This is a genomic window from Halopseudomonas sp. T1L2 (assembly GCF_055397385.1).
On the sequence record NZ_AP040865.1, the window covers coordinates 1382028 to 1404934 of the forward strand.

At 60.1% G+C, this 22907-nt stretch carries 17 protein-coding genes, 1 tRNA gene and 1 riboswitch; of the genes, 7 read left to right on the forward strand and 11 right to left on the reverse strand.

Going from position 1 to position 22907, the window contains the following annotated elements; translation table 11 throughout:
- Window positions 1–2: 2 nt before the first annotated feature.
- Window positions 3–1805, reverse strand: coding sequence for a TonB-dependent vitamin B12 receptor (btuB, locus tag ACZ5WQ_RS06470; RefSeq protein WP_464383405.1), 1803 nt, complete (start codon window positions 1803–1805; stop codon window positions 3–5).
- 121 nt (window positions 1806–1926) lie between these two features.
- Window positions 1927–2156, reverse strand: a riboswitch (cobalamin riboswitch).
- 160 nt (window positions 2157–2316) lie between these two features.
- Here btuB and ACZ5WQ_RS06475 point away from each other — a divergent pair.
- Window positions 2317–2664, forward strand: a complete 348-nt coding sequence (locus ACZ5WQ_RS06475) for a DUF5064 family protein (protein ID WP_228246809.1) — start codon at window positions 2317–2319, stop codon at window positions 2662–2664.
- A gap of 67 nt (window positions 2665–2731) precedes the next feature.
- Here the strand turns inward: ACZ5WQ_RS06475 and ACZ5WQ_RS06480 are convergent.
- From ACZ5WQ_RS06480 to ACZ5WQ_RS06490, 3 genes are all read right to left on the reverse strand, one after another.
- Window positions 2732–2808: transfer RNA gene (locus ACZ5WQ_RS06480), tRNA-Asp, on the reverse strand.
- A gap of 145 nt (window positions 2809–2953) precedes the next feature.
- On the reverse strand, window positions 2954–5989 hold the full coding sequence (locus ACZ5WQ_RS06485; protein ID WP_464383406.1) for an efflux RND transporter permease subunit: 3036 nt from the start codon (window positions 5987–5989) through the stop codon (window positions 2954–2956).
- Window positions 5986–7041, reverse strand: coding sequence for an efflux RND transporter periplasmic adaptor subunit (locus ACZ5WQ_RS06490; RefSeq protein ID WP_335598677.1), 1056 nt, complete (start codon window positions 7039–7041; stop codon window positions 5986–5988). The genes ACZ5WQ_RS06485 and ACZ5WQ_RS06490 overlap by 4 nt, the downstream gene beginning before the upstream one ends.
- A 144-nt stretch (window positions 7042–7185) precedes the next feature.
- Between ACZ5WQ_RS06490 and ACZ5WQ_RS06495 the strand changes: the two genes are divergently transcribed.
- The 3 genes from ACZ5WQ_RS06495 to ACZ5WQ_RS06505 all read left to right on the forward strand — a co-directional run bounded on the left by ACZ5WQ_RS06495 (window position 7186) and on the right by ACZ5WQ_RS06505 (window position 8672).
- Entirely contained in the window at window positions 7186–7818 is a 633-nt protein-coding gene (locus ACZ5WQ_RS06495) for a TetR/AcrR family transcriptional regulator (RefSeq protein ID WP_233049798.1), read from the forward strand.
- 68 nt (window positions 7819–7886) lie between these two features.
- Complete coding sequence (locus ACZ5WQ_RS06500) at window positions 7887–8060, forward strand: DUF2897 family protein (RefSeq protein WP_088274029.1); 174 nt, start codon at window positions 7887–7889, stop codon at window positions 8058–8060.
- 84 nt (window positions 8061–8144) lie between these two features.
- Complete coding sequence (locus tag ACZ5WQ_RS06505) at window positions 8145–8672, forward strand: DUF2058 domain-containing protein (protein ID WP_228246924.1); 528 nt, start codon at window positions 8145–8147, stop codon at window positions 8670–8672.
- A gap of 33 nt (window positions 8673–8705) precedes the next feature.
- Here ACZ5WQ_RS06505 and rloA3 read toward each other — a convergent pair whose 3' ends face one another.
- On the reverse strand, window positions 8706–9329 hold the full coding sequence (rloA3, locus tag ACZ5WQ_RS06510; protein WP_464383407.1) for a retropepsin-like aspartic peptidase RloA3: 624 nt from the start codon (window positions 9327–9329) through the stop codon (window positions 8706–8708).
- Window positions 9330–9597: 268 nt separating this feature from the next.
- On the opposite strand from rloA3, the gene ACZ5WQ_RS06515 reads away from it, so the two are divergent.
- Window positions 9598–11232 (forward strand): methyl-accepting chemotaxis protein, encoded by a 1635-nt coding sequence (locus tag ACZ5WQ_RS06515; protein WP_088274026.1) that lies wholly within the window; start codon window positions 9598–9600, stop codon window positions 11230–11232.
- Between the two features lie 522 nt (window positions 11233–11754).
- On the opposite strand, the gene ACZ5WQ_RS06520 is transcribed toward ACZ5WQ_RS06515, so the two are convergent.
- Entirely contained in the window at window positions 11755–13074 is a 1320-nt protein-coding gene (locus tag ACZ5WQ_RS06520) for a Na+/H+ antiporter family protein (RefSeq protein WP_228246923.1), read from the reverse strand.
- Window positions 13075–13259: 185 nt separating this feature from the next.
- Between ACZ5WQ_RS06520 and ACZ5WQ_RS06525 the strand changes: the two genes are divergently transcribed.
- Both ACZ5WQ_RS06525 and ACZ5WQ_RS06530 read left to right on the forward strand, forming a co-directional pair.
- Window positions 13260–13859 (forward strand): NADPH-dependent FMN reductase, encoded by a 600-nt coding sequence (locus ACZ5WQ_RS06525; protein WP_338213452.1) that lies wholly within the window; start codon window positions 13260–13262, stop codon window positions 13857–13859.
- Between the two features lie 203 nt (window positions 13860–14062).
- Complete coding sequence (locus tag ACZ5WQ_RS06530; protein ID WP_464383408.1) at window positions 14063–15280, forward strand: OprD family porin; 1218 nt, start codon at window positions 14063–14065, stop codon at window positions 15278–15280.
- Window positions 15281–15589: 309 nt separating this feature from the next.
- Here the strand turns inward: ACZ5WQ_RS06530 and ACZ5WQ_RS06535 are convergent, their stop codons facing one another.
- The 5 genes from ACZ5WQ_RS06535 to clpP form a co-directional block, all read right to left on the reverse strand.
- Entirely contained in the window at window positions 15590–17464 is a 1875-nt protein-coding gene (locus ACZ5WQ_RS06535; protein WP_233049802.1) for a SurA N-terminal domain-containing protein, read from the reverse strand.
- Window positions 17465–17703: 239 nt separating this feature from the next.
- The gene (gene hupB / locus ACZ5WQ_RS06540; protein WP_088274022.1) at window positions 17704–17976 is read right to left on the reverse strand and encodes a nucleoid-associated protein HU-beta; all 273 of its coding nucleotides are present in this window, start codon (window positions 17974–17976) and stop codon (window positions 17704–17706) included.
- Between the two features lie 213 nt (window positions 17977–18189).
- Window positions 18190–20589: an endopeptidase La gene (gene lon, locus ACZ5WQ_RS06545; protein ID WP_233049803.1), complete on the reverse strand. Its 2400-nt coding sequence runs from the start codon at window positions 20587–20589 to the stop codon at window positions 18190–18192.
- A gap of 186 nt (window positions 20590–20775) precedes the next feature.
- Window positions 20776–22059, reverse strand: coding sequence for an ATP-dependent Clp protease ATP-binding subunit ClpX (clpX, locus tag ACZ5WQ_RS06550; RefSeq protein ID WP_088274020.1), 1284 nt, complete (start codon window positions 22057–22059; stop codon window positions 20776–20778).
- A 156-nt stretch (window positions 22060–22215) separates the two neighbouring features.
- Complete coding sequence (gene clpP / locus ACZ5WQ_RS06555) at window positions 22216–22857, reverse strand: ATP-dependent Clp endopeptidase proteolytic subunit ClpP (protein ID WP_088274019.1); 642 nt, start codon at window positions 22855–22857, stop codon at window positions 22216–22218.
- Between the last annotated feature and the right edge of the window lie 50 nt (window positions 22858–22907).

A 22907-nucleotide genomic window follows, 5' to 3' on the forward strand; every position in this document is an offset into this window, starting at 1 on the left:
AATTACAGCGGCTGGTAGCGCAGGGTCAGATACCCTGCCCGGCCCGGCTGCGTGTAGGTCGCGGCAGTTTCGTACTCGTTGTCGAACAGGTTGCTGACCCGCGCCTGCACTCGCCAGGCATGGCTCAGCCAATACTCGGCGCGCAATTCAACGGTGTTGTAGCCATGCAGGTCATTGGTATTGGTGGCGTTGTCCCAACGGCGACCCTCAGCGTGAACGCTTGCGCCCAGGCCGATGCGGCCGAAGCGACGGTCGACATCCAGATTGAAAATTTGCTCCGGTACGCGGCGCAGCAGCAGGTCATCATTGGCGCTGCTGGAACGGTTCTCCGGATCCTGCAGGGTCAAGTTGGCCTGCCAGTTCCAGCCCAGTTGTTGGGTCAAGACTTCCAGTTCCAGACCAGTGATACGGGCCTTGTCGACGTTTTCGGCCATCGACACACCGCCCACCCGGACGCTGGCAATCATGTCGTCGATGTCATTGCGGAAGGCATTGGCCGACCAACTGCCCCAGCGGTGCTGACCGCGCAGACCGACTTCGACGTTGCGCGAGGTTTCCGCCTGGATATCCGGATTGCCGTAACCCGGGAAGTACAACTGGTTGAAGGTCGGCGCGCTGAAGGCCGTGCCATAGCTGGAGGTCAGGCTGATGCTGTCGGTCAGCGCATAGCCGTAACCGACACTGCCGGTGGTGTGCTCACCGTAAGCCTCGTTGTCGTCGTGGCGCAGCCCCAGCTGCCATTCGTGACGGCCGGCGTGCAGCAGGTACTGGGCAAACAGGCCGTGGTTGTAGCGGCTGTCCTCGGGGTAATCGACGCTGCTGCTGATGCTGTCTTGCTGCCAGTCGTAACCGACGGTGAGCAACTGGTTTTCGCTCAGGGCAAAATCGTTCTGCCAGCTGGCGGTATCGCGGCGGGTGTCGTAGCGGGAATCAAATGTGCTGCCCTTGAAGTTCTCGTTCTGATCTTCACTGCGACCGGCCTGCAGCGTTACATCCCAGAACGACAGTGGCGCAAATCGCGCGCGCGCGCCGTAGGCCTTGAGCACGCTGTCGGCATTGGCCTTGTTGCCGGAGTCATAGTCGTTGTGCGACTCGACCTGCAGCAGGTTGGCATCAAGCAACAAACCGTTGGCAAACCGATAGCCGCCGGACAGGCTGGCCGACAGCTCGCGGTAGCCGTCGTGGTCCACTTCCCGCGACGGGCGCGCATCATAGCCTTCGGTATCCAGACTGCTGACGCCCAGGTTGAACCAGGCGTTGTCATCCCCACCGGACAGACCCGCAGTACCGGCGCGATGCTGGCGACTGCCGACGGTGGTCGAGAAGTACGGAGTCAGGCCGTCACCGCCCTTGCGGGTAAAGATTTGCACTACGCCACCAATGGCTTCGGAGCCGTACAGGCTTGAGCGCGGGCCACGGACAATCTCGATCCGTTCAATCTGCTCAACCGGCAGATTCTGTAGCGCCGCCACACCCGAAGTCGCGGAGCCGACGCGAACACCGTCGATCATCACCAGTACGTGTTTGTCGTTGCTGCCGCGAATCTGCAGCGAGGTGCTCTTGCCCGGTCCGCCGTTGTTGATCAGGTTGACCGCGGTCGCCCGGCGCAACAGCTCTTCAGCGGTGTTGACCTGCAACCGCTCTATATCGGTCCGCTCGAAAACGGTCGTGGCGGCAATACTGCTGGCCTGGCTGGTGCGAGTGGCGGTGACAACATCACTGCCGAGATCCAGGGTGCTGGCGAAAGAAAGGGAAGAAAGGCCAATAAGGCCCAGCGCCAGAGGGGCGCGCGCAAAGATAGTCATGCTGCTTGGCTGCTCCGTCGTACCGACCCGTACGACATTGTCTGATCGGGACAGGCTGGAGCGGCAGGAACACGGCATGCACAAAAGGAAGGACGCCGTACACCTACAGCGCCCACCGCACTGTCGTGAATAGCATCAGGCCGGTCTCCGGGCTTGCGACTGGACGTGAGTCCGACTACCTGAGCCTTCCCATGCATTCAGCACAGTGGCGTATTTCAGGTGTCTCGCCATGTTGGCGGACGTCGCTTACCGTTGCGGGGGCAGCGCCGGAATTGTCTGATCTGGCAGACTCACCGGCTTCCCAGTTTCACCCTCCTCGAGATGGAGGGCACCTGAAGCGCGGCAGAGAGTAGTGGCCACCTCCCGCCCTGTCAAGCTCAGGCTCGGCATACCCCCGGCGCCTCCTACCAAGCGACCGTCGGATGCACCACGCTTTCAGCACAACAGTTTCCCCGACACTCAATTAGGCCTATAACTGGTCGAGCGTCCCCACCTTGCCCAGGAGGAAGACATGTTTGAACCGGGCCACCTGCATATCAACCGTATGCGCCTGCTACCCAGCGATAGCGGGTTCAGCATCGACATTCACTACACCATCGCGGACCAGTGCCGTGCAGTCGAGTTCAGCGTCGATGGCACGATTAACGATGCCGAGGTGCACGAACACTTTTCGCTGCCACGCGATACGGCGTTCAACTTCGCCAGCAATATCGATCATATTCTGCGCCGCCACGGGGTGTTGACGCCAGAGTTCATGTCACTGAAAGCGCACCATGAATATGACGCCATGTTCGAAGATATCCGCGCGCGGCTGCATGCCTGGAACGGCGAGCCAATTGACCCCGGCCATCTGGGCTAGCACCGAGGAGACCGAAAAACAGGCACAAAAAAACCCCAGTTCTTGCGAACTGGGGCTTCTTGAATAATGGCGCAGCGGACGGGACTCGAACCCGCGACCCCCGGCGTGACAGGCCGGTATTCTAACCAACTGAACTACCGCTGCGCATCGTTCTTCCGAACGCCGTAAATCGCCTTGAAGTCGATCAACTTGTCCGTCGGAACTGGCGCGCATTCTATAGATTCCACCAACCGAGTCAAGCACTTGCAGACGATTTATTGAAAATTTCTTCAGTGTGCCCGTTCGGCACTCAGTTAATCTGCATTGCCGCCTTTTCCGCCCCCGGGGTTGCCGGTCGCAACCACAGCCGACAGACCGCCGGAACCACCAGCAATGTCAGTACGGTGGACGCGAGCAGCCCCGAAATAATCGCCCAGGCCATCGGCGGCCAGAGTGTCGAACTGGAGAATGCCAACGGCAGCAGCCCAGCGATGGTGGTGGCGGTGGTCAGCAAAATCGGACGGGTTCGACGCATCACGGCATCCGACACCGACTGATCGATCGCCCTGCCCTGCGCCAGTCCCTGATCGACCACATCGATCAGCACAATCGCGTTGTTGACCACAATACCGACCAGGGCAATCACCCCAAGCAACGACTGGAAGCCAAACGGCACACCGGAGAACACCAGCCCCGGCAACACCCCGGCACTGGCCAACGGGACCGTGAGCAAAACAATGCCAAGACGTTTGAACGAATTGAACTGCAGCAACAGGAAGAACAACAGCAGCAGGATACCGATCGGTGCCGTGGTAAAGAGCGCACGGTTGGCGTCGCCAGACCCTTCGCTGTCACCGCCGATTTCCAGCCGGGTCCCTGCCGGCAGCGCGGCATCCGCCAGCCGCGCCTGCAAGCCACCCAGCACCTGACTGAAACTGAAACCCTGCTCCAGCCCCGCAGTAACGGTCAGCACTCGCACGCCATCACGCTGCCGGATACTCGCCGGCTGCCAGGCCGGCACCACCCTCGCAACCGCGGTCAGCGGCACCGCCTGCCCTGCGGCATTGAAAACGTTCGCGGACAACAAACGTTGCAACGATTGCTGACTGCCCTCATGGGTGCGCAGCAGAATCGGGATCGGGTCCAGCTCCTGACGGTACTGTTCCACCGTCGTCCCCAGACTCTGGCGGAACAGCGCCTGGGCAACGTCCGCGCGGCTGAGACCAAAGCGCTGCGCCTGGGCATCATCCACCTCAATCTTGACCGTTGGTACGCCGAGGTCGATATCGTGACGCACGTCTACCGCGCCGGGAACCTGCTTGAGTACGGCAAACAGCTGCTCGGCGGCGGCAATGCGCTGACGATCATCGTGGTGATAGACCCGCAGCTCGACCGGCGCCTCGCGCGGCGGCCCCTGACCCAGAGTGGTAGCTACCACATCCAGCTCCGGCCACTGCGTAGACACGCGCTCACGCACCCAATGCTGCAGCGAGGGGGTATCTCCCAGCGCACTGGTGTTGACCACCAGCCGGGCACGGTTCGGCGCCTTCGGATAGCGGTTGAGGTTGTAATAGAAACTCGGGCCGGTAGCACCCACGAAGCGATGCACCGACAGTACACCCGGCTGCGCCATCAATTCCCCTTCCAGCAGGGCCGCCACCTCGGTGGTATAGCGCTGATCCGTCCCCTCCGGCATGAACAGCTCGACCACCAGTTGCGGCCGGTCGGCATTGGGGAAGAATTGCAGCTTGACCAGCGGAGCCAGCGCCAGACTCAGTGCAACCACCCCGGCGCCCAGCAGCAGCATGCGCTTCGGCGCGCGCTCACTGAGCCGCGCCAGAGCTGACGAAAAGGCTTCCATCCGCGGGTTCATGCGCGTCGCAGCCGGCTTGAGAAAGTGCCCTGACAGCATCGGCGCGACACTGATCGCCAGCAGATAACTGACGATCAGCGTGAGCATGATCATGACCGGAATCCCGCGGGTAAAATCTGCCGTTCCGCCCTTCGACAGCAGCATCGGCGTAAAGGCTGCCAGCGTGGTGGCGGTAGACGCGCCCAGTGGACCGGCCAACTCGCGCACCGCACCAAAGGCCGCCTGCCAGCGGGCCTCGCCGGCATTCAGGCGATCCTGAATGTTCTCGACCATGACAATCGCATTGTCGATCAGGATACCCAGCGAGATGACCATCCCGATCACCGCGATCTGGTGCAGGATGCCGCCACCGAGGTCGTAGAGCCCAAGACTGATGAGCGCCACCAGCGGCAGCATGGCTGCCACCAGAATTCCCATCCGCCAGCCCATCCCCAGGAGCACCACAGCGACGATGATCAGCACACTGCTGAGCAGGTTCTGCTCCAGCCCCTCCAGCCGCTCCTTGACCTGATCGGGCTGAAAGAACATTTCGTCGACCTGCAGCGGCGCAAACTCCGGGCGCAAGGTATCCAGCCGCGCACGCAACTGCTCGCCAAAGCGGATAGCGTCGACCTGCCCCCGCTCCAGAATCAGCCCGACCAGAACGCTCTGATCACCATCAAACCAGGCCCGCTCGCCAATCGGCTCGACCGGACCACGCCAGATATCAGCGATGGCTGCGAGCGGCACGCTGCCGCCGTTCGGCAGCGGAATCTGGGTCGCCTTGAGTGCGTCCAGATCAACAAATTCACTGTTGGGCAGCACTCCGAGCCGCTGCGAACCCACCACAACAAAGCCGCCGGGAATAACCTGATTACGCTGCGCCAGCACGCTCGACAGCGCCTGCGGCGACAAACCGAGCCGGCGCAGCTCGGCATCGTGCAGCGCGATGGTGATCTGCTCCTCGGTATCGCCATACAGTTCAACCCGCGCCAGCCCCGGCAGATCCATCAATTGGCGCTTCAGGCGCTCGGCCTCATCACTCAGGCGCACCACCGATGCATCGCCACGCACTGCCAACACCACCGCAGGAATATCCAGCAGCCGGTCATCCAGCTCGATGCTGCGCACCCCGGCGGGAAACGACAGCTCCGCGCGCGTCATTGCCTGACGTACACGATCCCAGGCCGCATCGGTGTCGTAGATATTGTCATCCAGCATGACGGATACCAGCGCGACGCCGGTGCGAGCGGTAGCCTTGATGAAATCGACTTCCGATACCTGCGACAGCTCATCGGACAAGGGCTCCAGCACCAGACGCTCGACCGACTCGGCCACCGCGCCGGGGTAAATCACCGTGATCAAACCCGCCCGATACGGAAAGCTGGGGTCTTCCTGTCGCGCCATGGTCAGGTAGGACGCAACACCCAGCAGCGCCAGCATCACCACCACCATACCCAGCAGACGAGGACGCAACACGCGGCGCAGGTTCATGGCAGCAACTCCACGCTGTCGCCGTCAGCCAATCGGCTGAGGCCGGCGTAGACCACCTGATCACCGGCAGCCAATGCGCCCTCACCAATCAGCGCTCGCTCCCCCTCAAAGCCGGCAACCGCGATGCCAACCCGCTCTACCCGCTCCCCTGCCAGGCGAAACACCGACAGCCCCTCAGCCGAGCGCATCACCGCAGCCAGGGGAACGCTCAGGCCATCCTTGCGCACCGGTTGCAGACCAACCTCCAGTGCCTCCCCGGCCATGACCTGCGCATCCAGGCTGACCACCAGCGGATACAGCACCGAGCCAATCGACGCACCGCGACCGATCTCTGCCAGCCTCCCCTCCAGCTGCACATCACGAAGCACCGACCACACCGGCACCACCTGACCGACCTCAAGCCCCTGCAGCAACTCTGCCGGCACCAGCACTTCTACCTCGGCACCGCCGCTCGCCGCCATCTGCAACACCGGCTGACCTGCGGCGACAAACTCGCCGGGCTCGACCAGCAAGTCTTCGATGGTGCCGTCGAAAGGCGCGCGCATACGGGTTTCACTGTTCAGCCGTTCACTCTGCTGCAAACTTGCCCGGGCGCTCCGAACACCGGCCTGCAGCGCCTCCAGCCGCGCCGCCTGCTGCTCCTGATCGGCCTTCGAAAGTGCGCCCCGCTGGAACAGCTGCTCGGTACGCTGCAGATCTCTGCGCGCCTGCGCTGCCTGCACCTGCAGCTCGGCCAGCCGCGCCCGGGCTGCATCACGCGCCGGCTCGAGCTGAGGGTTATACAACGTCGCCAGAACGTCGCCGGCGGCAACGGCCTGCCCAAGCTGCAACGGTCGGCTCGCCAGCGTGCCGCCAACCTGAAAGGTCAGACTGGCGCGCTGCCGGGCCCGGGCGCTGCCAGCGAAATGCAGCATCTCTGCCTGATCGGCTGCGGCGACCTCCGCGACCCTGACCGGCACGAGCTCCTGCGCAGCCACAACCGGTCCGTCCACACCCTCTGCGCGACAACCCGCCAGCGCCAGACCCGCTATCAACGCTGAAGACAGCGCCAAGAAATGACCACACCGCCCTTGCCAACCTGATGCACAGACCATCATCCTGCTCCCGGAAAGAAAACCTGATTAACACTCTGTCAGAGATTGACACATTGTCAACAAATGACAGACTGTTTTTTACTACCGCAATCGAGAGAGCCGATGAGCGCCAACGAACGCAGAGAACGGGAAAAGCAGGAACGCCGGGAAAGCATTCTCGACAGTGCCGAACAGTGCTTCTTCAGCAAGGGTTACGAACGCACCGCAATGGATGAGATCGCCCGCGGCGCACAGCTCAGCCGCGCCCTCCTGTATGTCTATTTCAAGGACAAGGCGGCGATCATGCGAGGGCTTATGCTGCGCGCCGGACAGCAGTTGCTCACGCGCTTTCAGGCCGCACAGACAGCCGGCGGCAGCGGCCTGGAGCAGTTGCAGCGTATCGGCTGGAGTTATTACCAGTTCAGCGTTGAGGCGCCGGACTACTTCGACCTGCTGACCGATGCCAGCACCTTTTCTCATCTGGTCGACAGCGATGAGCAGCTGCAGGAGTTGGCCAGTTGCTACGACCAGTCGATGGCCTGCATGATCCAGTCACTCACCGATGGTGTCGCCGACGGCAGTCTGCACCCTGAGCGCGTGGCAGACCCCGTGTTGACGGCCTGCTACCTGCGTGGTGCGCTGCATGGCGTGATCCTGCAGACACGCCAGCCAGACCCCTGTGAGCAGCCACAAATGCCCGCCGAGCAGCTGATTGGCTACACCCTGCAGATGCTCAACCATTCCATGCGTGCCTGAACCCCGGGCTTGTTATCCGCAGTGGCTGCGCCCATGATGGGTCAGGTATTTATCCCAAGGAGAATCCCATGCCCTGGTATGGATGGCTTTTCATGGTGCTGGCGTTGGGCAGCATAATCGGCAGCCTGCTTTTGCTGCGCGACAACGCCGGCAGCAACCGTGTCAGCCCGGAGACACTGGCCAAGGTCAAGGCCCGCGAAGCGCAGCTCAAGGCTGAGGAAGCCGAGGAAGAAAAGCGCTGAACAACGCGGTAGACTATGCCGCTGATACGCCAGACTTCAACCAGGCGCCGCCGCGGCGCCGCATCTACACGACGCTGACAAACCATGGTCAATTCACTACAAGCTCAACTGCTCAAGGCCGGACTGGTCGACGAGAAGAAACTCAAGCAGGCGCAACGCGCCAAGAAGAAGGAAGCCAAGGCCCAGCCGGCTGGTGACGCTGGCCCCAGCGCTGCGCAAAAAGCCCGCGAACAAAAGGCCGAACGTGACCGCGAACTGAACCAGCAGCGCCAGGCCGAAGCCGCACGCAAGGCGGCCGAAGCCCAGGCCAAGCAGATGATCGAACAGAACGTGGTCGATCGCACCGGTGGCGAAACGCCCTATCAGTTCGTCAGCAAGAACAAGATCAAGAAGATCCACGTTACCGAGGACCAGTTCGGCCTGCTCAGCCGCGGTCGCCTGGGCATTACCCGGCTGTCAGGCGGCTTCGTGCTGATCCCCCTGGACATCGCCGAAAAAGTCCGCGAGCGCGCCCCCCACTGGCCTGTCCATGTTGCAGAAGTGAAGAAAGAAACGCCTGCAGAGGACGATCCGTACGCAGGATACGAAATCCCCGACGATCTGATGTGGTAAAGCAAATCGGCCGCCCAAGGGCGGCCGATTTGTTCAGGCGTCTACTTCCCCAGCCGGAGTCATCGGCTCGTTACCCGCCCCCTTCTCCTCACGATCGTGCTGTCGCTGACGCTCCTGATCGTAATCGGCCTCGGAACAACTGGGCTTGTGCATAAAGGTCTTTGAAACGTCGATCAGCCCCACATGCTCAATGGTGCGGCGGCCAATCAGCACCGGATAGTTCATGTCACCCCGGTCACGCAGGGAAAACTGCTCCTCGTAAACCCGGTCGCCCATGCAGATCGACATCTTGACCACCGGCCGGCGATCAGACCCACCCGCACCGCGCACCAGAATGCGGCGAAACACCGGGCGCTCAAAGTGCATGGTGACCATCTCGTCGGTGTCTGCATCACGCACCGGCACATCGTAGCGGACCCATTCGCGGCCCATGTGCTCGAACTCCTCGATATTGACCGCATGCATCGACGAGGTCAGTGCGCCGGAATCCACCTTGATCTTGACCGCCGTGTATTCAGGCAGAATGAGGCCCTTCTCGATCCACCCGACGACTCTGGGTCCGAACCGAACCGGCTCATCCGCCGCCGACACACCCGTTCCGGCCATGGCACACCACAGACCAACCGATAACGCTGCCACTTTCACTACTGACCGCATGAGATACCCTTACCTTGGTTGACCACCAGCCTTGCAGCCGGCGAAACAGAGCGTGCGACACCGCGCACCTTATAAGCAAAGATCACAAAAACAGATAACCCCTTGCAAGCCCGGCTCGCTTGCAGTCAAATCGCCAGCACGGATGACGGGAAAATACCGCTCAGGTTTTGACGTATTCAACCGATAACCTTAAGGCCACTGCGAACAGGATTCGTTGCCGGCACCACTAAAAAATAATAGACACAAGCACAAGGCGTGCGGAGGTTTCATGAAGCTGTTGCGCAACATTCGAATCAGTCAGCGAGTTTGGCTGATCATGATTATTGCCCTGGCCAGCACCCTGATGACAGAAGGGCTTTCGCTGTCCAACCTGCATCGGGAAATCCGCGACGGCGAAATCGTCAAGGCAACCCATCTGGTCGAGGTTGCGCATGATCTCATGGCCTTCTATCACCAGAAAGAGCTCAACGGCGAACTGACTGGTGAGCAGGCCCGCAAGGAAGCCCTTAGTGCACTGGCTGCGCTGCGCTATGACGGGAACGAATATTACTGGGTAAATGACATGAACAACATCATGATCATGCACCCGCTTGCTCCCCAGACAGTCGGCACCGACCTCTCAACCATGCGCAACCAGGAAGGCGTCAATGTTATCGCCGAAATGGTACGCAAGGCACGCAGCGAAGGCACCGCAAGCTTCCAGTACTCCTGGCCCAAACCGGGCGAGGAGGAAGGTTCACAGAAGATCGCTGCATTCAAGCATTTCAAGCCCTGGGACTACATGGTGGGCACAGGCATCTATGTTGACGCCATGCAGGCCAAATTCCGCGACGCGCTGATCAATTCACTGGTTGTCAGCGTCCTGGTGATTCTGGTCATGTTCATGCTGCTGTTTGTCATCGGCCGGAGCATTTCCCAGCCGCTGGACAAGATCGTCAACGCCATGCGCGGCATTGCCAGTGGCGAGGCCGACCTGACCCGCCGCCTGGACGACGACGCCCGCGATGAACTGTCGCAGATCGCCAGTTACTTCAACCGCTTCAACCGCAACCTGGCCGACATCATTGGCCAACTGGGTGACAGCGCACGTCAACTGATCAGCTCCAGCCAGCAGCTGGACCAGATCAGCAACAACAGCCTGCGCGACATGAGCCGCCAGTCAGAACGCATGGAGCTGATGGCCACCGCCATCAACGAAATCACCTACGGCGTTCAGGACGTAGCCCAAAACGCCAACGCCGCCGCCCAGGAGGTAGAAAACGCCAACCAGGGCGCAGCCAACGGCCGCCAGCAGGTCGAACAGACCATCCATGAGATTCGCTTGCTGTCCGACAGCGTCAATACCGCCGTCCAGCATATGGAAACCCTGTCCAGCGATGCCCATGAAATCACCTCGGTACTGGATGTGATCCGCAACATCGCCGAGCAGACCAACCTGCTGGCACTCAACGCAGCCATTGAGGCGGCACGCGCCGGCGAGATGGGTCGTGGCTTTGCCGTGGTGGCCGATGAAGTGCGCAATCTGGCCCAGCGCACCCAGCAGTCGACCGAAGAAATTCACAATATGATCAGCAAGCTGCAGACCAATACCCAGACGGTCGTCGGCGTGATCAATGAAAGCAGCCGCCACTCTCAGGCGAGCGTAGACCAGGTGAACGAAGCCGGCGCGGCACTCGAACAGATTGCCCAGTCGATGCAGCAACTGGTCGCACTCAACGCCTCGATTGCCAGCGCAACCACCCAGCAGTCAACCGTGGTCGAAGACGTCAATCGCAACGTCACCGAAGCGGCGGAACTAGCCCGCGAGACCACCGACGGCGCCCGCGAAACCGCGCAGGCCGGTCAACATCTCGCCAGCCTGGGCCGGCAGATCGATGAGCTGGTGCGCCGCTTCAGAATCTGATTGGACTGCTGCAGCGAAAAGCCCAGCCCGGATTCCCGGGCTGGGCTTTTTTGTGATTCATCGAGTCAGCCCGTGGGAATGCGACAAGGGCGTATTCCAGGGCAGTTAACCGAATACTCGAATGATCGAGTGTGCACCGGGGTTCGTCCCGTTTACGCGGGCGAGTAGCGCAGGATTGGCAGGATAAAGGACGGCAGCCTGTCTGAGGAGCGTAGCGACGAGTTCTGCCGGCCCCTGCCAAGCCGAGCAACGCAGCGAACCCGCAGGGCCGCGTAGCCGGGTGCCCGGGGGATCGCCAAAGGGGGCTGGGCAAGCAGCCCCCCTTGGCTCGCCGTGAAGGCGAAATGGGGACTCGGTGGCAGCACCATGCTGAACAAATCAAACATCTGCTTGCGCGCCGCCTACCCCCTCGCATATCGCATCAGGAAACAGCACGACAGTTCTTGCCCCTGGCATTCCGCCAAGAACCACAAAAAAGCCCTGCCCGGTTTCCCGAGCAGGGCTTTTTTGCACCTCAATGCGTTACAGCACCATCACCGCAATCCAGCCGAAAATGATCAGCGGCAGGTTGTAGTGGATAAAGGTCGGCACCACGGTGTCCCAGATGTGGTTGTGCTGCCCATCCACGTTCAGACCCGCAGTCGGGCCGAGGGTCGAGTCAGACGCGGGGGAACCGGCATCACCCAGCGCCGCAGCAGTGCCGACCAGAGCAACAATCGCCGCCGGGCTGAAGCCCAGCTGCATTGCCAGCGGTACATAGATTGCCGCGATGATCGGAATGGTCGAGAACGACGAACCGATACCCATGGTAATCAGCAACCCGACCAGCAACATCAGCAGCGCCGCCAGCGCACGATTATCGCCAATCACTGCCGCAGAGCTGTCGACCAGTGTCCCGATGGCGCCGGTAGCCCGCATTACTTCGGCAAAGCCGGCGGCGGCAATCATGATAAAGCCGATCATGGCCATCATCTTCATGCCTTCGGTGAAGACACCGTCAGCCTCACGCCAGCGCACAACTCCCGACACCGAGAAAATCACGAAGCCGGCGAGCGCGCCCATGATCATCGAATCCAGCCACAGCTGAATGACAAAGGCTGCGACCACGGCGGCGAGCGCAACCAGCAGCGACATCGGGTTGTAACGGCTTTCCGTACGCTCTACCTCGCTGATCCGCTGTTCATCGTAGGCACGCGGCTTGCGATAACTGATAAAGACCGCCACCAGCAGACCGAACAACATGCCCAGCGCCGGCAGTGCCATGGCATGCATGACATTGACACCGTCCACCACAACGCCGCTTTCGGCAACATTGGCCAGCAGAATGTCATTGAGGAAAATGCCGCCAAAACCGACCGGCAGGAACATGTAGGGGGTAATCAAGCCAAAGGTCAGCGCACAGGCTACCGCGCGACGATCCAGTTGCAAGCGCGCCATCACGAACAGCAACGGCGGCACCAGCAACGGGATAAAGGCAATGTGGATAGGCAGGATATTCTGTGACGATATTGCCACCCCCAACAGCACCAGCAACAGCATCAGCTTGAGTACCGTGCCGCTGCCCTCTCGGCGGCTGTCTACCAGTCGCAGCCCCTTATCGGCCAGCGCGTGCGCCAGACCCGACTTGGCGATTGCCACGGCAAAGGCACCCAGCAAGGCATAACTCAGAGCAATATTTGCGCCCTTGCCCAGTCCTGATTGGAAGGTGCTCAGCGTCGTTTCCAGACCAAGCCCACCCAGCAGGCCACCGGTCAAGGCGCCGAAGATCAGCGCGACTACCACGTGCACCCGGCACAGGCTCAGTATCAGCATCACGGCAACAGCCGCTACCACTGCGTTCATTGCACACTCCCCATGTTTTTTCTGCCGCCCTTTACGGCCACCACATACCGACGCCAGAAGGCAGGCGCCCCAAAGGTCGCGTACTCTGCCCCACTGCCCCGACGCTGTCAAAAAGCACTGACCAAAGGCGGCCCGGCAGTCATATCGGGTACAGTAACCCTCCAACTTTGTAATAGAGGCCCGCCATGCATCACATCGTCATTGTCGCCGGCAGCAGCCGGGTTGATAGCCAAACCGCCAAAGTCGCCGGATTCATTGGCAACCGCCTGATTCGAGCGCACGATCTGGAAGCAGACGCGGTATCCATCATTGATCTGGGTCGCTCCCCTCTCCCGCTATGGCCGGCGGACGAAAGTGGCCCTTGGGAAGAATACGAGGCTCGCCTCAGTCGGGCAGACGCCGTCATCATCCTCGCCCCGGAGTGGCATGGCATGGCGTGCCCGGCGATCAAGAACTTCTTCCTTTATGCAAGCAAGGCGCAATTGGCGCACAAGCCGGCCATGCTAGGCGGCATTTCTGCCGGGGTTGGCGGCGCCTTTCCGATCAGCGAATTGCGCGCCTCCAGTTACAAGAATTGCCGCCTTTGCTACATCCCCGAGCATCTCATCGTGCGCGATGTTAACCACGTCATGAACGGCGAAGAACCCGAATCTGCAGCCGATGAGCGCCTGCGTCAGCGACTGGATTACAACCTCGATGTGCTGCTGCATTACACCCGGGCCCTGGCCGGCATGCGTCCACTGATTGACATGAGCAACCCCGCTTTTGCCAACGGCATGTCCTGATCAGGGCTCGCATTAGACTAAAGTACAGGTCGCCAGCCTGGCGGCCTGCAGGGCCTGACACAGAGCCGCCGCCGCCACTTCATCACGTCAATTTCAAGACACTCGCATGACAGTTCGACGATGGTCGTAAGGTCATGCGTGCGGTCGCGTGCTTTATTTCCCTCGGCGTAACCCATGCCACACTTCACATCAGGAGAATAACAATGAAGCATGTGACTCCCCTTGCACTTGCCGTTACCGCGGCGATCGCCTGCAGCAGTGCCCAGGCTGCGGGATTCGCAGACGATGCCACCGCGTCACTGCAGCTGCGCAACTTCTATTTCAATCGCGATTTCAGAGATCCCGGCGCACAGTCCAAGGCGGAGGAATGGGCCCAGGGCTTCATCTTCAAGGCAGAATCCGGCTATACGCCGGGCCCGCTGGGCCTGGGTGTCGACGTCTACGCCGGCCTTGGCATCAAGCTCGATTCCGATGATGAGCGTGCCGGTTCCGGACTGCTGGCCAATGCCTATGGTGACGAAGGCGCAGACAGCTACAGCGAGGCGACGGCCGCAATCAAGGCCCGCCTGTCCAACTCGGTACTCAAGGTTGGCGGCCTGATGCCAAAACTGCCGATTGCCAGTTCGGGCGACTCGCGTCTGCTGCCCCAGAGCTTCAGCGGCGCCAGCCTGGCCATCAACGAAATCGAGAATCTCGATATACAGGCCGGCCAGTTGCGCGAGGTGAACTACCGCAACAGCAGCAACCGGGAGGACATCCGCTCCACCGTTGGCGGCGCATCCGATCGCTTCAACTACCTTGGCGGCTGCTACGCCTTCAACAGCAAGAACACCACCATTGGCCTCTGGCGCGCGGAGCTTCAGGACGTCTACAACCAGAACCTGGTCAATCTGATTCACACCCAGCCAGTGGGAGACTGGAAGCTCGGCGTCAATCTGGCCTGGTTCGACAGCGGCGATGATGGTAATCAGCCGCTCAAGATCGATCATCAACTGACTTCGCTGACACTGTCCGCGGCAACCGGCCCCCACACCTTCCGCGTTGGCTATCAGGACAGCGACGGCGATACCGCCTTCCCGTATCTGGCGGAAACCGATCCGTACATCGTCAACTATGTGCAGATTCTCGATTTCGCCCGGGCCGACGAACAGTCCTGGCAAGCGCGCTACGATCTCAACTTTGCCGCGCTCGGCATCCCCGGCCTGAACGCCTTTGCCCGTTATGTTACCGGCGACAACTTCGACGTTGGTGGTACCGAGGGTAAGGAATGGGAGCGCGATATCGATGTCAGTTACACCGTTCAGAGCGGCACGTTCAAAAACCTCGCGCTGCGCTGGCGTAATGCGATGGTCCGCTCCGACGCCACCCGGGATATCGACGAGAACCGCCTGATTCTGAGCTACAGCATTGCCCTGAAGTAATCCTGCTCCATCCAGGCCCCCCACACGATTGCCTGGAATTTAGCCGCTGCGCCACCCCCGATTGGTCGCAGCGGTTTTTTTTGTTCCTCGCGCATCCAGGGCGTTAACGCAGGGACGTGACGCGAGTGCAGTTAATCGGGAGCCTTAGCATTCGCTCGTATTCACCCGTAAGCAACGGTCAGCGGAGCGGACGCTGCGCCGCAGGGTAGAGGCAGCCAACGGCGTCTCAGGCGAGTACTCCGACATTCCATGATTAACCATAAAAAAAGGCGCCGAAGCGCCTTTTTTCACATAACCCTGATCGCCCGCTCAGTAGCGCTCGATCTCGGCTTCATTACGCAGTTGCTGCTGGGCGGCTGCAAAGTCCTGCTGTCCTGACTGCCCGGCGACAAACAGCGCGAAGGGATCAGAACCGGCGTCCGTGGACTGCACATCTTCGGCAACCGAGACGCCCTTGAGCGCAACCAGCCAGTAACCACCGGCAGCACGCTTGAAGCTGGCGTAGGCAGGCTGATCACCATCCGGCTTGGGCATCGCGAACACGTTGCGCAGAAGTGCCTGATCAATCTGGTTCTCGCCGCGTGTCACAGCTTCATGCTGCTGCCACTCGAGTCCCTGCTGTTCGGCAACCGCTTCGATGCTCAGGGCATCTGCACGCAACTGCTCGATCAACTGTTCTGCCTTCGCCGCCGCAGCCTGCTCGGCCTTGGTGGTGGCAAGTCGTGCACGGATATCATCACGAACATCTGCCAGCGGGCGCTGCTCCGGCGTCAGGTGCTGCTTCACGCGTACAACTGCAACGGTATCGGCATCCAGCTCGATCAGATCGCTGTTGAAGCCGTTGTTCAGCACGTCATCGCTGAACGCCGCATTCATGACCTTCGGGTTCGCTGCCAGACCCTCGCCACCCAGACGCTCGACCGGACCGATGGTCTCGATGGTCAAACCCAGTGCCGCTGCCGGCTCGCTCAGATCGGACGCTTCGTGGGCCAGGTTGGCCAACTGCTGGGACGCTTCCACGAATCGACGCTCAACCTGCTCGACTTTCAGCTCCTGCACCAGTTGATCACGCATCGACTCCAGAGACGGTACCTCCGGCGCCTTGAGATCAGTCAGCTTGATCAGCTGAAAGCCGTAGCTGGTGCGAACCGGCTCGGACACCTGATCCGCCTGCAGGGCGAACAGCGCATCGTCAAAGGCCTGGTCAAAGCTGCCCTTGACGATATAGCCCAGATCGCCACCATCACGGGAGCTGCCGGTGTCATCAGACATCTCTTCGGCAACCTTGGCAAAATCCTCACCGGCTGCAATACGTGCGGCAGCCTCGTCGATGCGGGCCTTGGCAGCGGCTTCATCGTCACCAACCTCAACCAGAATGTGCGAGGCACGACGCTGCTCGGCCAGGTTGCCGATTTCGCGCTCATACAGCTGCTGAACGGCCTCTTCATCCACCTCGACCTGGTCGAAGAAGTCCTTGCGTGCCAGGGTCAGGGTATCCAGCACCACGCGCTCGGGGGTCATGAACTGCTGCGCGTTGGCGGTGTAGAACGCCTCAACTTCGGCATCGCTGACGTCGGCATCGATCTCACCCAGCGGGACGGCCAGCATGGCGAAATCGCGCGTCTGGTTTTCCAGGTTGCTGAGCTGGCGCACCTCGACCGGCGTGGCAAACGCAGTAGCTTCGTAGCCGTTACGGAACTGGGTGATCAACAGCTGCTGGCGCACCAGATCACGGAAGGCCATCCGTGAGGGCATACCCATGTTGCGGATCACGATATCAAAGCGGTTGGCGTCAAACTTGCCATCAACCTGAAAATCCGGTGTGCTCAGAATGAGCTGATCGATCATCTGCTCGGAGATTTCGAAGCCGGCTTCCCGGGCGCCCTGAATCAGCACGGAACGCTCGATCATGCTGTCCAGCACGGTGCTGCGCAGAAAGGCTTCGTCGATCATGCTGGGATCAAACTGCCCACCCATCTGCTGAAGTTGCTGCATCAGCTGGCGACGCTGCAGGCTGACCGCCTCTTCCAGCTCAAGCTTGGTAATCGGCTCTCCGTTAACCTCGGCTGCTTCATCGGCCTTGCTGCTGAAGCGGTTGATGGATTCCCACCCTGTCAGCGCAAAAATCAGCACGATGATGCCGACGATCACCTTGGCGACCCAGCTCTGTGCATTGTCCCTCATTTTTTGCAGCATCATGCCCCCAAAGCATCTACAAAGTACGACCCTAAGGCTATCTGCCTCCGGAATGGTTCCGGCGTCGTTTTTTTATTTGTCCAACAAACAAAAAAGGCGCATCACATTGATGCGCCTTTCTGCTAACTGTCGGGACCGGCTGGAGACACCATCACTGGCAGCCTGGTTACCGCCCCCGAAACACATCCGAAACGTGCCGAATGTGTCACATCAGATCAGGGACGCGATCAGTTAACGGCGTCCTTCAGAGCCTTGCCAGCCTTGAAGCTGGGGATCTTGGCAGCGCTGATCTCGATCGGCTGGCCGGTCTGCGGGTTGCGACCAGTGCGAGCTGCACGCTCTTTCACTGCGAACGTACCGAAACCTACCAGAACAACCGAATCACCGTCTTTCAGAGCACCAGTGATGGAGTCGATGACGGCGTCCAGAGCACGACCGGCAGCAGCTTTCGGAATATCGGCAGATGCGGCGATAGCATCAATCAGTTCAGACTTGTTCACTCTAAGTCCCCTTATCTAGTTCAATGAGTAGTTAGTCATTATGTAAGCTTTTGGTCTTAGCAAAGCTGTGGCCAGTCAGCATACCTGCTTAGGTCGAAGCCGCTTTATAGCAAGCGGTCAAAAACCGTGTCAAGGAGTGCCATCGGCACTCTGGACGGGTCAGTGAAAGCATCCACAGCGGAATCCATCACCCACCAAACTCTGACGATCCTATCAGTGAGTACTGATGCGTCCCTTTTCATCAGTCTCGCGATTGTCATCCTTTGCCACCATCTCTTCAACCCCTTCTTTCAAGGGCTCCGGCGCGTATTGCAGCGCAATAGCCAACACTTCGTCAATCCATTTCACCGGTTTGATCTCGATATCCTGACGGATCTTCTCCGGAATTTCCTTCAGATCACGTACGTTGTCGTGCGGAATGATCACGGTACGGATACCTCCGCGGTGCGCCGCAAGCAGTTTTTCCTTCAGCCCGCCGATCGGCAGAACCTGCCCGCGCAGCGCGATTTCGCCGGTCATCGCGACATCTGCGCGCACCGGAATCCCGGTCAACGCCGACACCAGCGCGGTGCACATGCCGATACCGGCACTCGGACCATCCTTGGGCGTTGCCCCTTCCGGCACGTGGATGTGAATGTCGTTCTTCTCGTGAAAATCAGCCGCGATACCGAGGCTCGCAGCGCGACTGCGCACCACAGTCAGGGCCGCACTGATCGACTCCTGCATCACGTCACCGAGCGAACCGGTCTTGATCTGGCGGCCCTTGCCGGGCACCACAACCGCTTCCAGACTGAGCAGTTCCCCGCCCACCTGGGTCCAGGCCAGGCCCGTTACCTGACCAACCTGATCACTCTCCTCGGCCAGACCGTACTTGAACTTGCGTACGCCCAGATAATGCTCAAGCAGCGCCTCGTCCAGCACCACCGGCTTGGGCTTGCGCTCGGCAGACTGTTCCTTGACGACCTTGCGACAGACCTTGGCAATCTGGCGCTCCAGGCCACGCACGCCCGCTTCACGGGTGTAGTAGCGGATAAGGTCGCGCAGCGATTCCTGGGTGAAGGTCAGCTCGCCCTTTTTCAGCCCGTTGTTCTTGGTCTGCTTGGGCACCAGATAACGCTGGGCAATGTTGATCTTCTCGTCTTCGGTGTAACCCGGAATGCGGATGATCTCCATCCGGTCCAGCAGCGGCGCCGGGATGTTCATCGAGTTGGAAGTACAGATGAACATCACATCCGAGAGATCGTAATCCACCTCCAGATAATGATCGTTGAAGGCGTGATTTTGCTCGGGATCAAGTACTTCCAGCAGCGCTGAAGACGGATCGCCGCGCATGTCCTGCCCCATCTTGTCGATTTCATCGAGCAGGAACAGCGGGTTCTTGACCCCGGCCTTGGTCATTTTCTGAATCAGCTTGCCCGGCATGGAACCAATGTAAGTGCGGCGGTGACCACGAATCTCGGCCTCGTCACGCACGCCACCCAGGGCCATGCGCACAAACTCGCGATTGGTTGCACGCGCCAGCGACTCGCCCAATGACGTCTTGCCGACGCCCGGAGGGCCCACCAGACACAGGACGGGCCCTTTCAGCTTGCGTACCCGCTTCTGCACCGCCAAATACTCGAGAATGCGCTCCTTGACCTCTTCCAGGCCATAGTGATCCTCTTCGAGCACCTTCTCGGCGCGCTGGATGTCGTGCTTGACCTTGGTCGCCTTCTTCCACGGCACCGCGGTCAGCCAGTCAATGTAGGAGCGCACAACCGTGGCCTCAGCCGACATGGGTGACATCATCTTCAGCTTGTTCAGCTCGGCATTGGCCTTGGCCAGCGCCTCTTCACTCATGCCTGCCTCGTCAATCTTGCGACGCAGATCATCAAACTCGCTGTGGCCATCCTCGAGATTACCCATCTCTTTCTGGATAGCCTTCATCTGCTCGTTCAGATAGTACTCGCGCTGACTGCGCTCCATCTGCTTCTTGACCCGGCCACGGATACGCTTCTCGACCTGCAGCAGGTCGATTTCGCCGTCCAGAACACCAAGCACGTGCTCAACCCGGTCACGCAGCGGCAGAATTTCAAGAATCTTCTGTTTTTCATCCAGCTTGAGCGACAGGTGCGCTGCCATGGTGTCAACCAGACGACCAGGTTCTTCAATACTGGACAGCGAAGATACAACCTCGGCCGGTACTTTCTTGCCGAGCTGCACAAACTGCTCAAACTGACTCATCAGGCTGCGCACCAGCACCTCGGCCTCGCGCTCATCCAGCGCCGAGTCATCCAGCAACTCGACCTCGGCACGCTGATAGCTGCCAATATCGTCGAGTTCGGTAATACGGGCCCGGCGTTCACCCTCAACCAGCACCTTCACCGTGCCGTCAGGCAGCTTGAGCAGCTGCAGGATGGTCGCCAGGGTGCCCATCTCGTAAAGGCCGTCGCGGCCCGGATCGTCATCACCCGGGTCCCGCTGGGCAACCAGCAGCACTTGCTTGTTGGCCGACATGGCGGCGTCGAGCGCCTGAATGGATTTGTCACGCCCGACAAACAGCGGGATGACCATATGCGGATAAACCACCACGTCACGCAGTGGCAGGAGCGGGAATTCGCTAGAAGTCGTCATGGCAGAGGCTCGCTCGATGAAGGGTACCCTGCAATGCGGCACCGATACGTGTAGATGTCATGGATTCAACATGGGGGCTGCTGCGGAAAATTACAAGCGCGGAAACGGCATCAATGACAATCCGGTTGCAGAACCGCAACCCGAAAACAACAACGCCGCCCGAGGGCGGCGCTGCAGCATCGACGATCAGTCTTCCGGCACGGCCTTGGGCGGCTGTTCCGGTGTTTCGTAGATCAGCAACGGCTTGGCGTCGCCGCTGATGACGTTTTCATCGATGACCACCTTGCTGACGTTTTCAGCAGAGGGGATTTCATACATGGTTTCCAGCAGCACGCTCTCCAGAATGGAGCGCAGGCCACGGGCGCCAGTCTTGCGTTCCAGCGCACGGGAGGCGATTGCCTTCAGCGCATCGTTACGGAACTCCAGCTCAACACCTTCCATGTCGAACAGGCGCGCATACTGTTTGGTCAGCGCGTTCTTCGGCTCTGTCAGAATCTGGATCAATGCCTCTTCATCCAGCTCGTTCAGCGTTGCGATGACCGGCAGACGGCCGACGAATTCCGGAATCAGACCGAAACGCACCAGATCGTCCGGCTCGACATCCTTCAGGGTATCACCGACCTTCTTGCCGCCATCTTTACTGCGAACAGTGGCATTGAAGCCGATCCCGCTCTTCTCGGAACGGTCACGAATGACCTTCTCCAAACCGGCAAACGCGCCCCCACAGATGAACAGGATATTGCGGGTGTCGACCTGCAAAAACTCCTGCTGCGGATGCTTGCGTCCACCTTGCGGCGGAACGGACGCAACAGTACCTTCGATCAGCTTCAGCAGCGCTTGCTGAACACCTTCACCCGACACGTCACGCGTGATGGACGGGTTATCGGACTTGCGCGAAATCTTGTCGATTTCGTCGATGTAGACAATACCCATCTGGGCCTTCTCGACATCGTAATCGCACTTCTGCAGCAGTTTCTGAATGATGTTTTCAACATCTTCACCAACGTAGCCGGCTTCAGTCAGTGTCGTGGCGTCGGCAATGGTGAACGGCACGTTCAACAGGCGTGCGAGCGTCTCGGCCAGCAGCGTCTTGCCGGAACCGGTCGGGCCGATGAGCAGAATGTTGCTCTTGCCCAGCTCGACATCATCCTTGCCCTGGCGCTGATTCAGCCGCTTGTAGTGGTTGTAGACCGCAACAGACAACACTTTCTTGGCTCGCTGCTGACCAATCACGTACTGGTCCAGAATCGAGCAGATTTCGACCGGCGTCGGCAGCTTCTGCTGACTGCTCTCGGTCTGACTTTCCTGTACTTCCTCGCGAATGATGTCGTTGCACAGGTCAACGCACTCATCGCAGATAAACACGGAGGGGCCGGCAATCAGCTTGCGCACTTCATGCTGGCTCTTGCCGCAGAAGGAGCAATACAGCAACTTGCCGTTGTCGTCGCCCTTCCCAGTCATATCGGTCATCGAAAACCCCTACTCTTGAATCGCTCTCGAATACAAAGATGGGGGCATTGGCCCCACTTTGCAAGTGCGATCCGATCAACTTGCACCGGCCACACGGCCCCGCGCCAGCCTCAGGGAGGGACACGGAGCACAGGGCAAGCCGGCGTTAAACAGCGTTTACTCGGCGCCGGCGCGCGACTCCAGAACCTGGTCGATGAGACCGTACTCGACCGCCTCGGCACCACTCATGAAGCGATCACGATCGGTATCGCGGGCAATCACGTCCAGCGGCTGACCGGTATGGTCCGCCAGCACCTTGTTCAGGCGCTCGCGAATGAACAGGATCTCGCGGGCATGGATCTCGATGTCAGACGCCTGACCCTGGAAACCGCCCAGCGGCTGGTGAATCATCATCCGCGCGTGCGGCAGGCAGAAGCGCTTGCCGGCAGCGCCGCCAGCCAGCAACAGTGCACCCATGCTGCACGCCTGACCAATGCACAGGGTGCTGACGTTCGGCTTGATGAACTGCATGGTGTCGTAGATCGCCATGCCAGCCGTCACGGAACCGCCCGGAGAGTTGATATACAGATGGATGTCCTTGTCGGGGTTTTCCGATTCAAGGAACAGCAGCTGCGCCACGACCAGGTTGGCCATGTAATCTTCCACCTGACCCACGAGGAAGATGACGCGCTCTTTCAGCAGCCGCGAATAAATGTCATAGGAACGTTCGCCCCGAGCAGACTGCTCGATCACCATCGGGACCAGACCGCCTGCGGCCTTCACGTCTGGGGGCAACTGCATAAAGCTGTTTTGGGTCATGGATTCCTGTCACTCCGAATGTGCTAGTCGCAAAAACACACAAGCCAGCC

Coding starts and splice junctions, on each gene's coding strand:
- btuB (WP_464383405.1), bottom strand. CDS start 1,805: ATGACTATCTTTGCGCGCGCCCCTCTGGCGCTGGGCCTTATTGGCCTT.
- ACZ5WQ_RS06475 (WP_228246809.1), top strand. CDS start 2,317: ATGTTTGAACCGGGCCACCTGCATATCAACCGTATGCGCCTGCTACCC.
- ACZ5WQ_RS06485 (WP_464383406.1), bottom strand. CDS start 5,989: ATGAACCTGCGCCGCGTGTTGCGTCCTCGTCTGCTGGGTATGGTGGTG.
- ACZ5WQ_RS06495 (WP_233049798.1), top strand. CDS start 7,186: ATGAGCGCCAACGAACGCAGAGAACGGGAAAAGCAGGAACGCCGGGAA.
- ACZ5WQ_RS06500 (WP_088274029.1), top strand. CDS start 7,887: ATGCCCTGGTATGGATGGCTTTTCATGGTGCTGGCGTTGGGCAGCATA.
- ACZ5WQ_RS06505 (WP_228246924.1), top strand. CDS start 8,145: ATGGTCAATTCACTACAAGCTCAACTGCTCAAGGCCGGACTGGTCGAC.
- rloA3 (WP_464383407.1), bottom strand. CDS start 9,329: ATGCGGTCAGTAGTGAAAGTGGCAGCGTTATCGGTTGGTCTGTGGTGT.
- ACZ5WQ_RS06515 (WP_088274026.1), top strand. CDS start 9,598: ATGAAGCTGTTGCGCAACATTCGAATCAGTCAGCGAGTTTGGCTGATC.
- ACZ5WQ_RS06520 (WP_228246923.1), bottom strand. CDS start 13,074: ATGAACGCAGTGGTAGCGGCTGTTGCCGTGATGCTGATACTGAGCCTG.
- ACZ5WQ_RS06525 (WP_338213452.1), top strand. CDS start 13,260: ATGCATCACATCGTCATTGTCGCCGGCAGCAGCCGGGTTGATAGCCAA.
- ACZ5WQ_RS06530 (WP_464383408.1), top strand. CDS start 14,063: ATGAAGCATGTGACTCCCCTTGCACTTGCCGTTACCGCGGCGATCGCC.
- ACZ5WQ_RS06535 (WP_233049802.1), bottom strand. CDS start 17,464: ATGAGGGACAATGCACAGAGCTGGGTCGCCAAGGTGATCGTCGGCATC.
- lon (WP_233049803.1), bottom strand. CDS start 20,589: ATGACGACTTCTAGCGAATTCCCGCTCCTGCCACTGCGTGACGTGGTG.
- clpX (WP_088274020.1), bottom strand. CDS start 22,059: ATGACCGATATGACTGGGAAGGGCGACGACAACGGCAAGTTGCTGTAT.
- clpP (WP_088274019.1), bottom strand. CDS start 22,857: ATGACCCAAAACAGCTTTATGCAGTTGCCCCCAGACGTGAAGGCCGCA.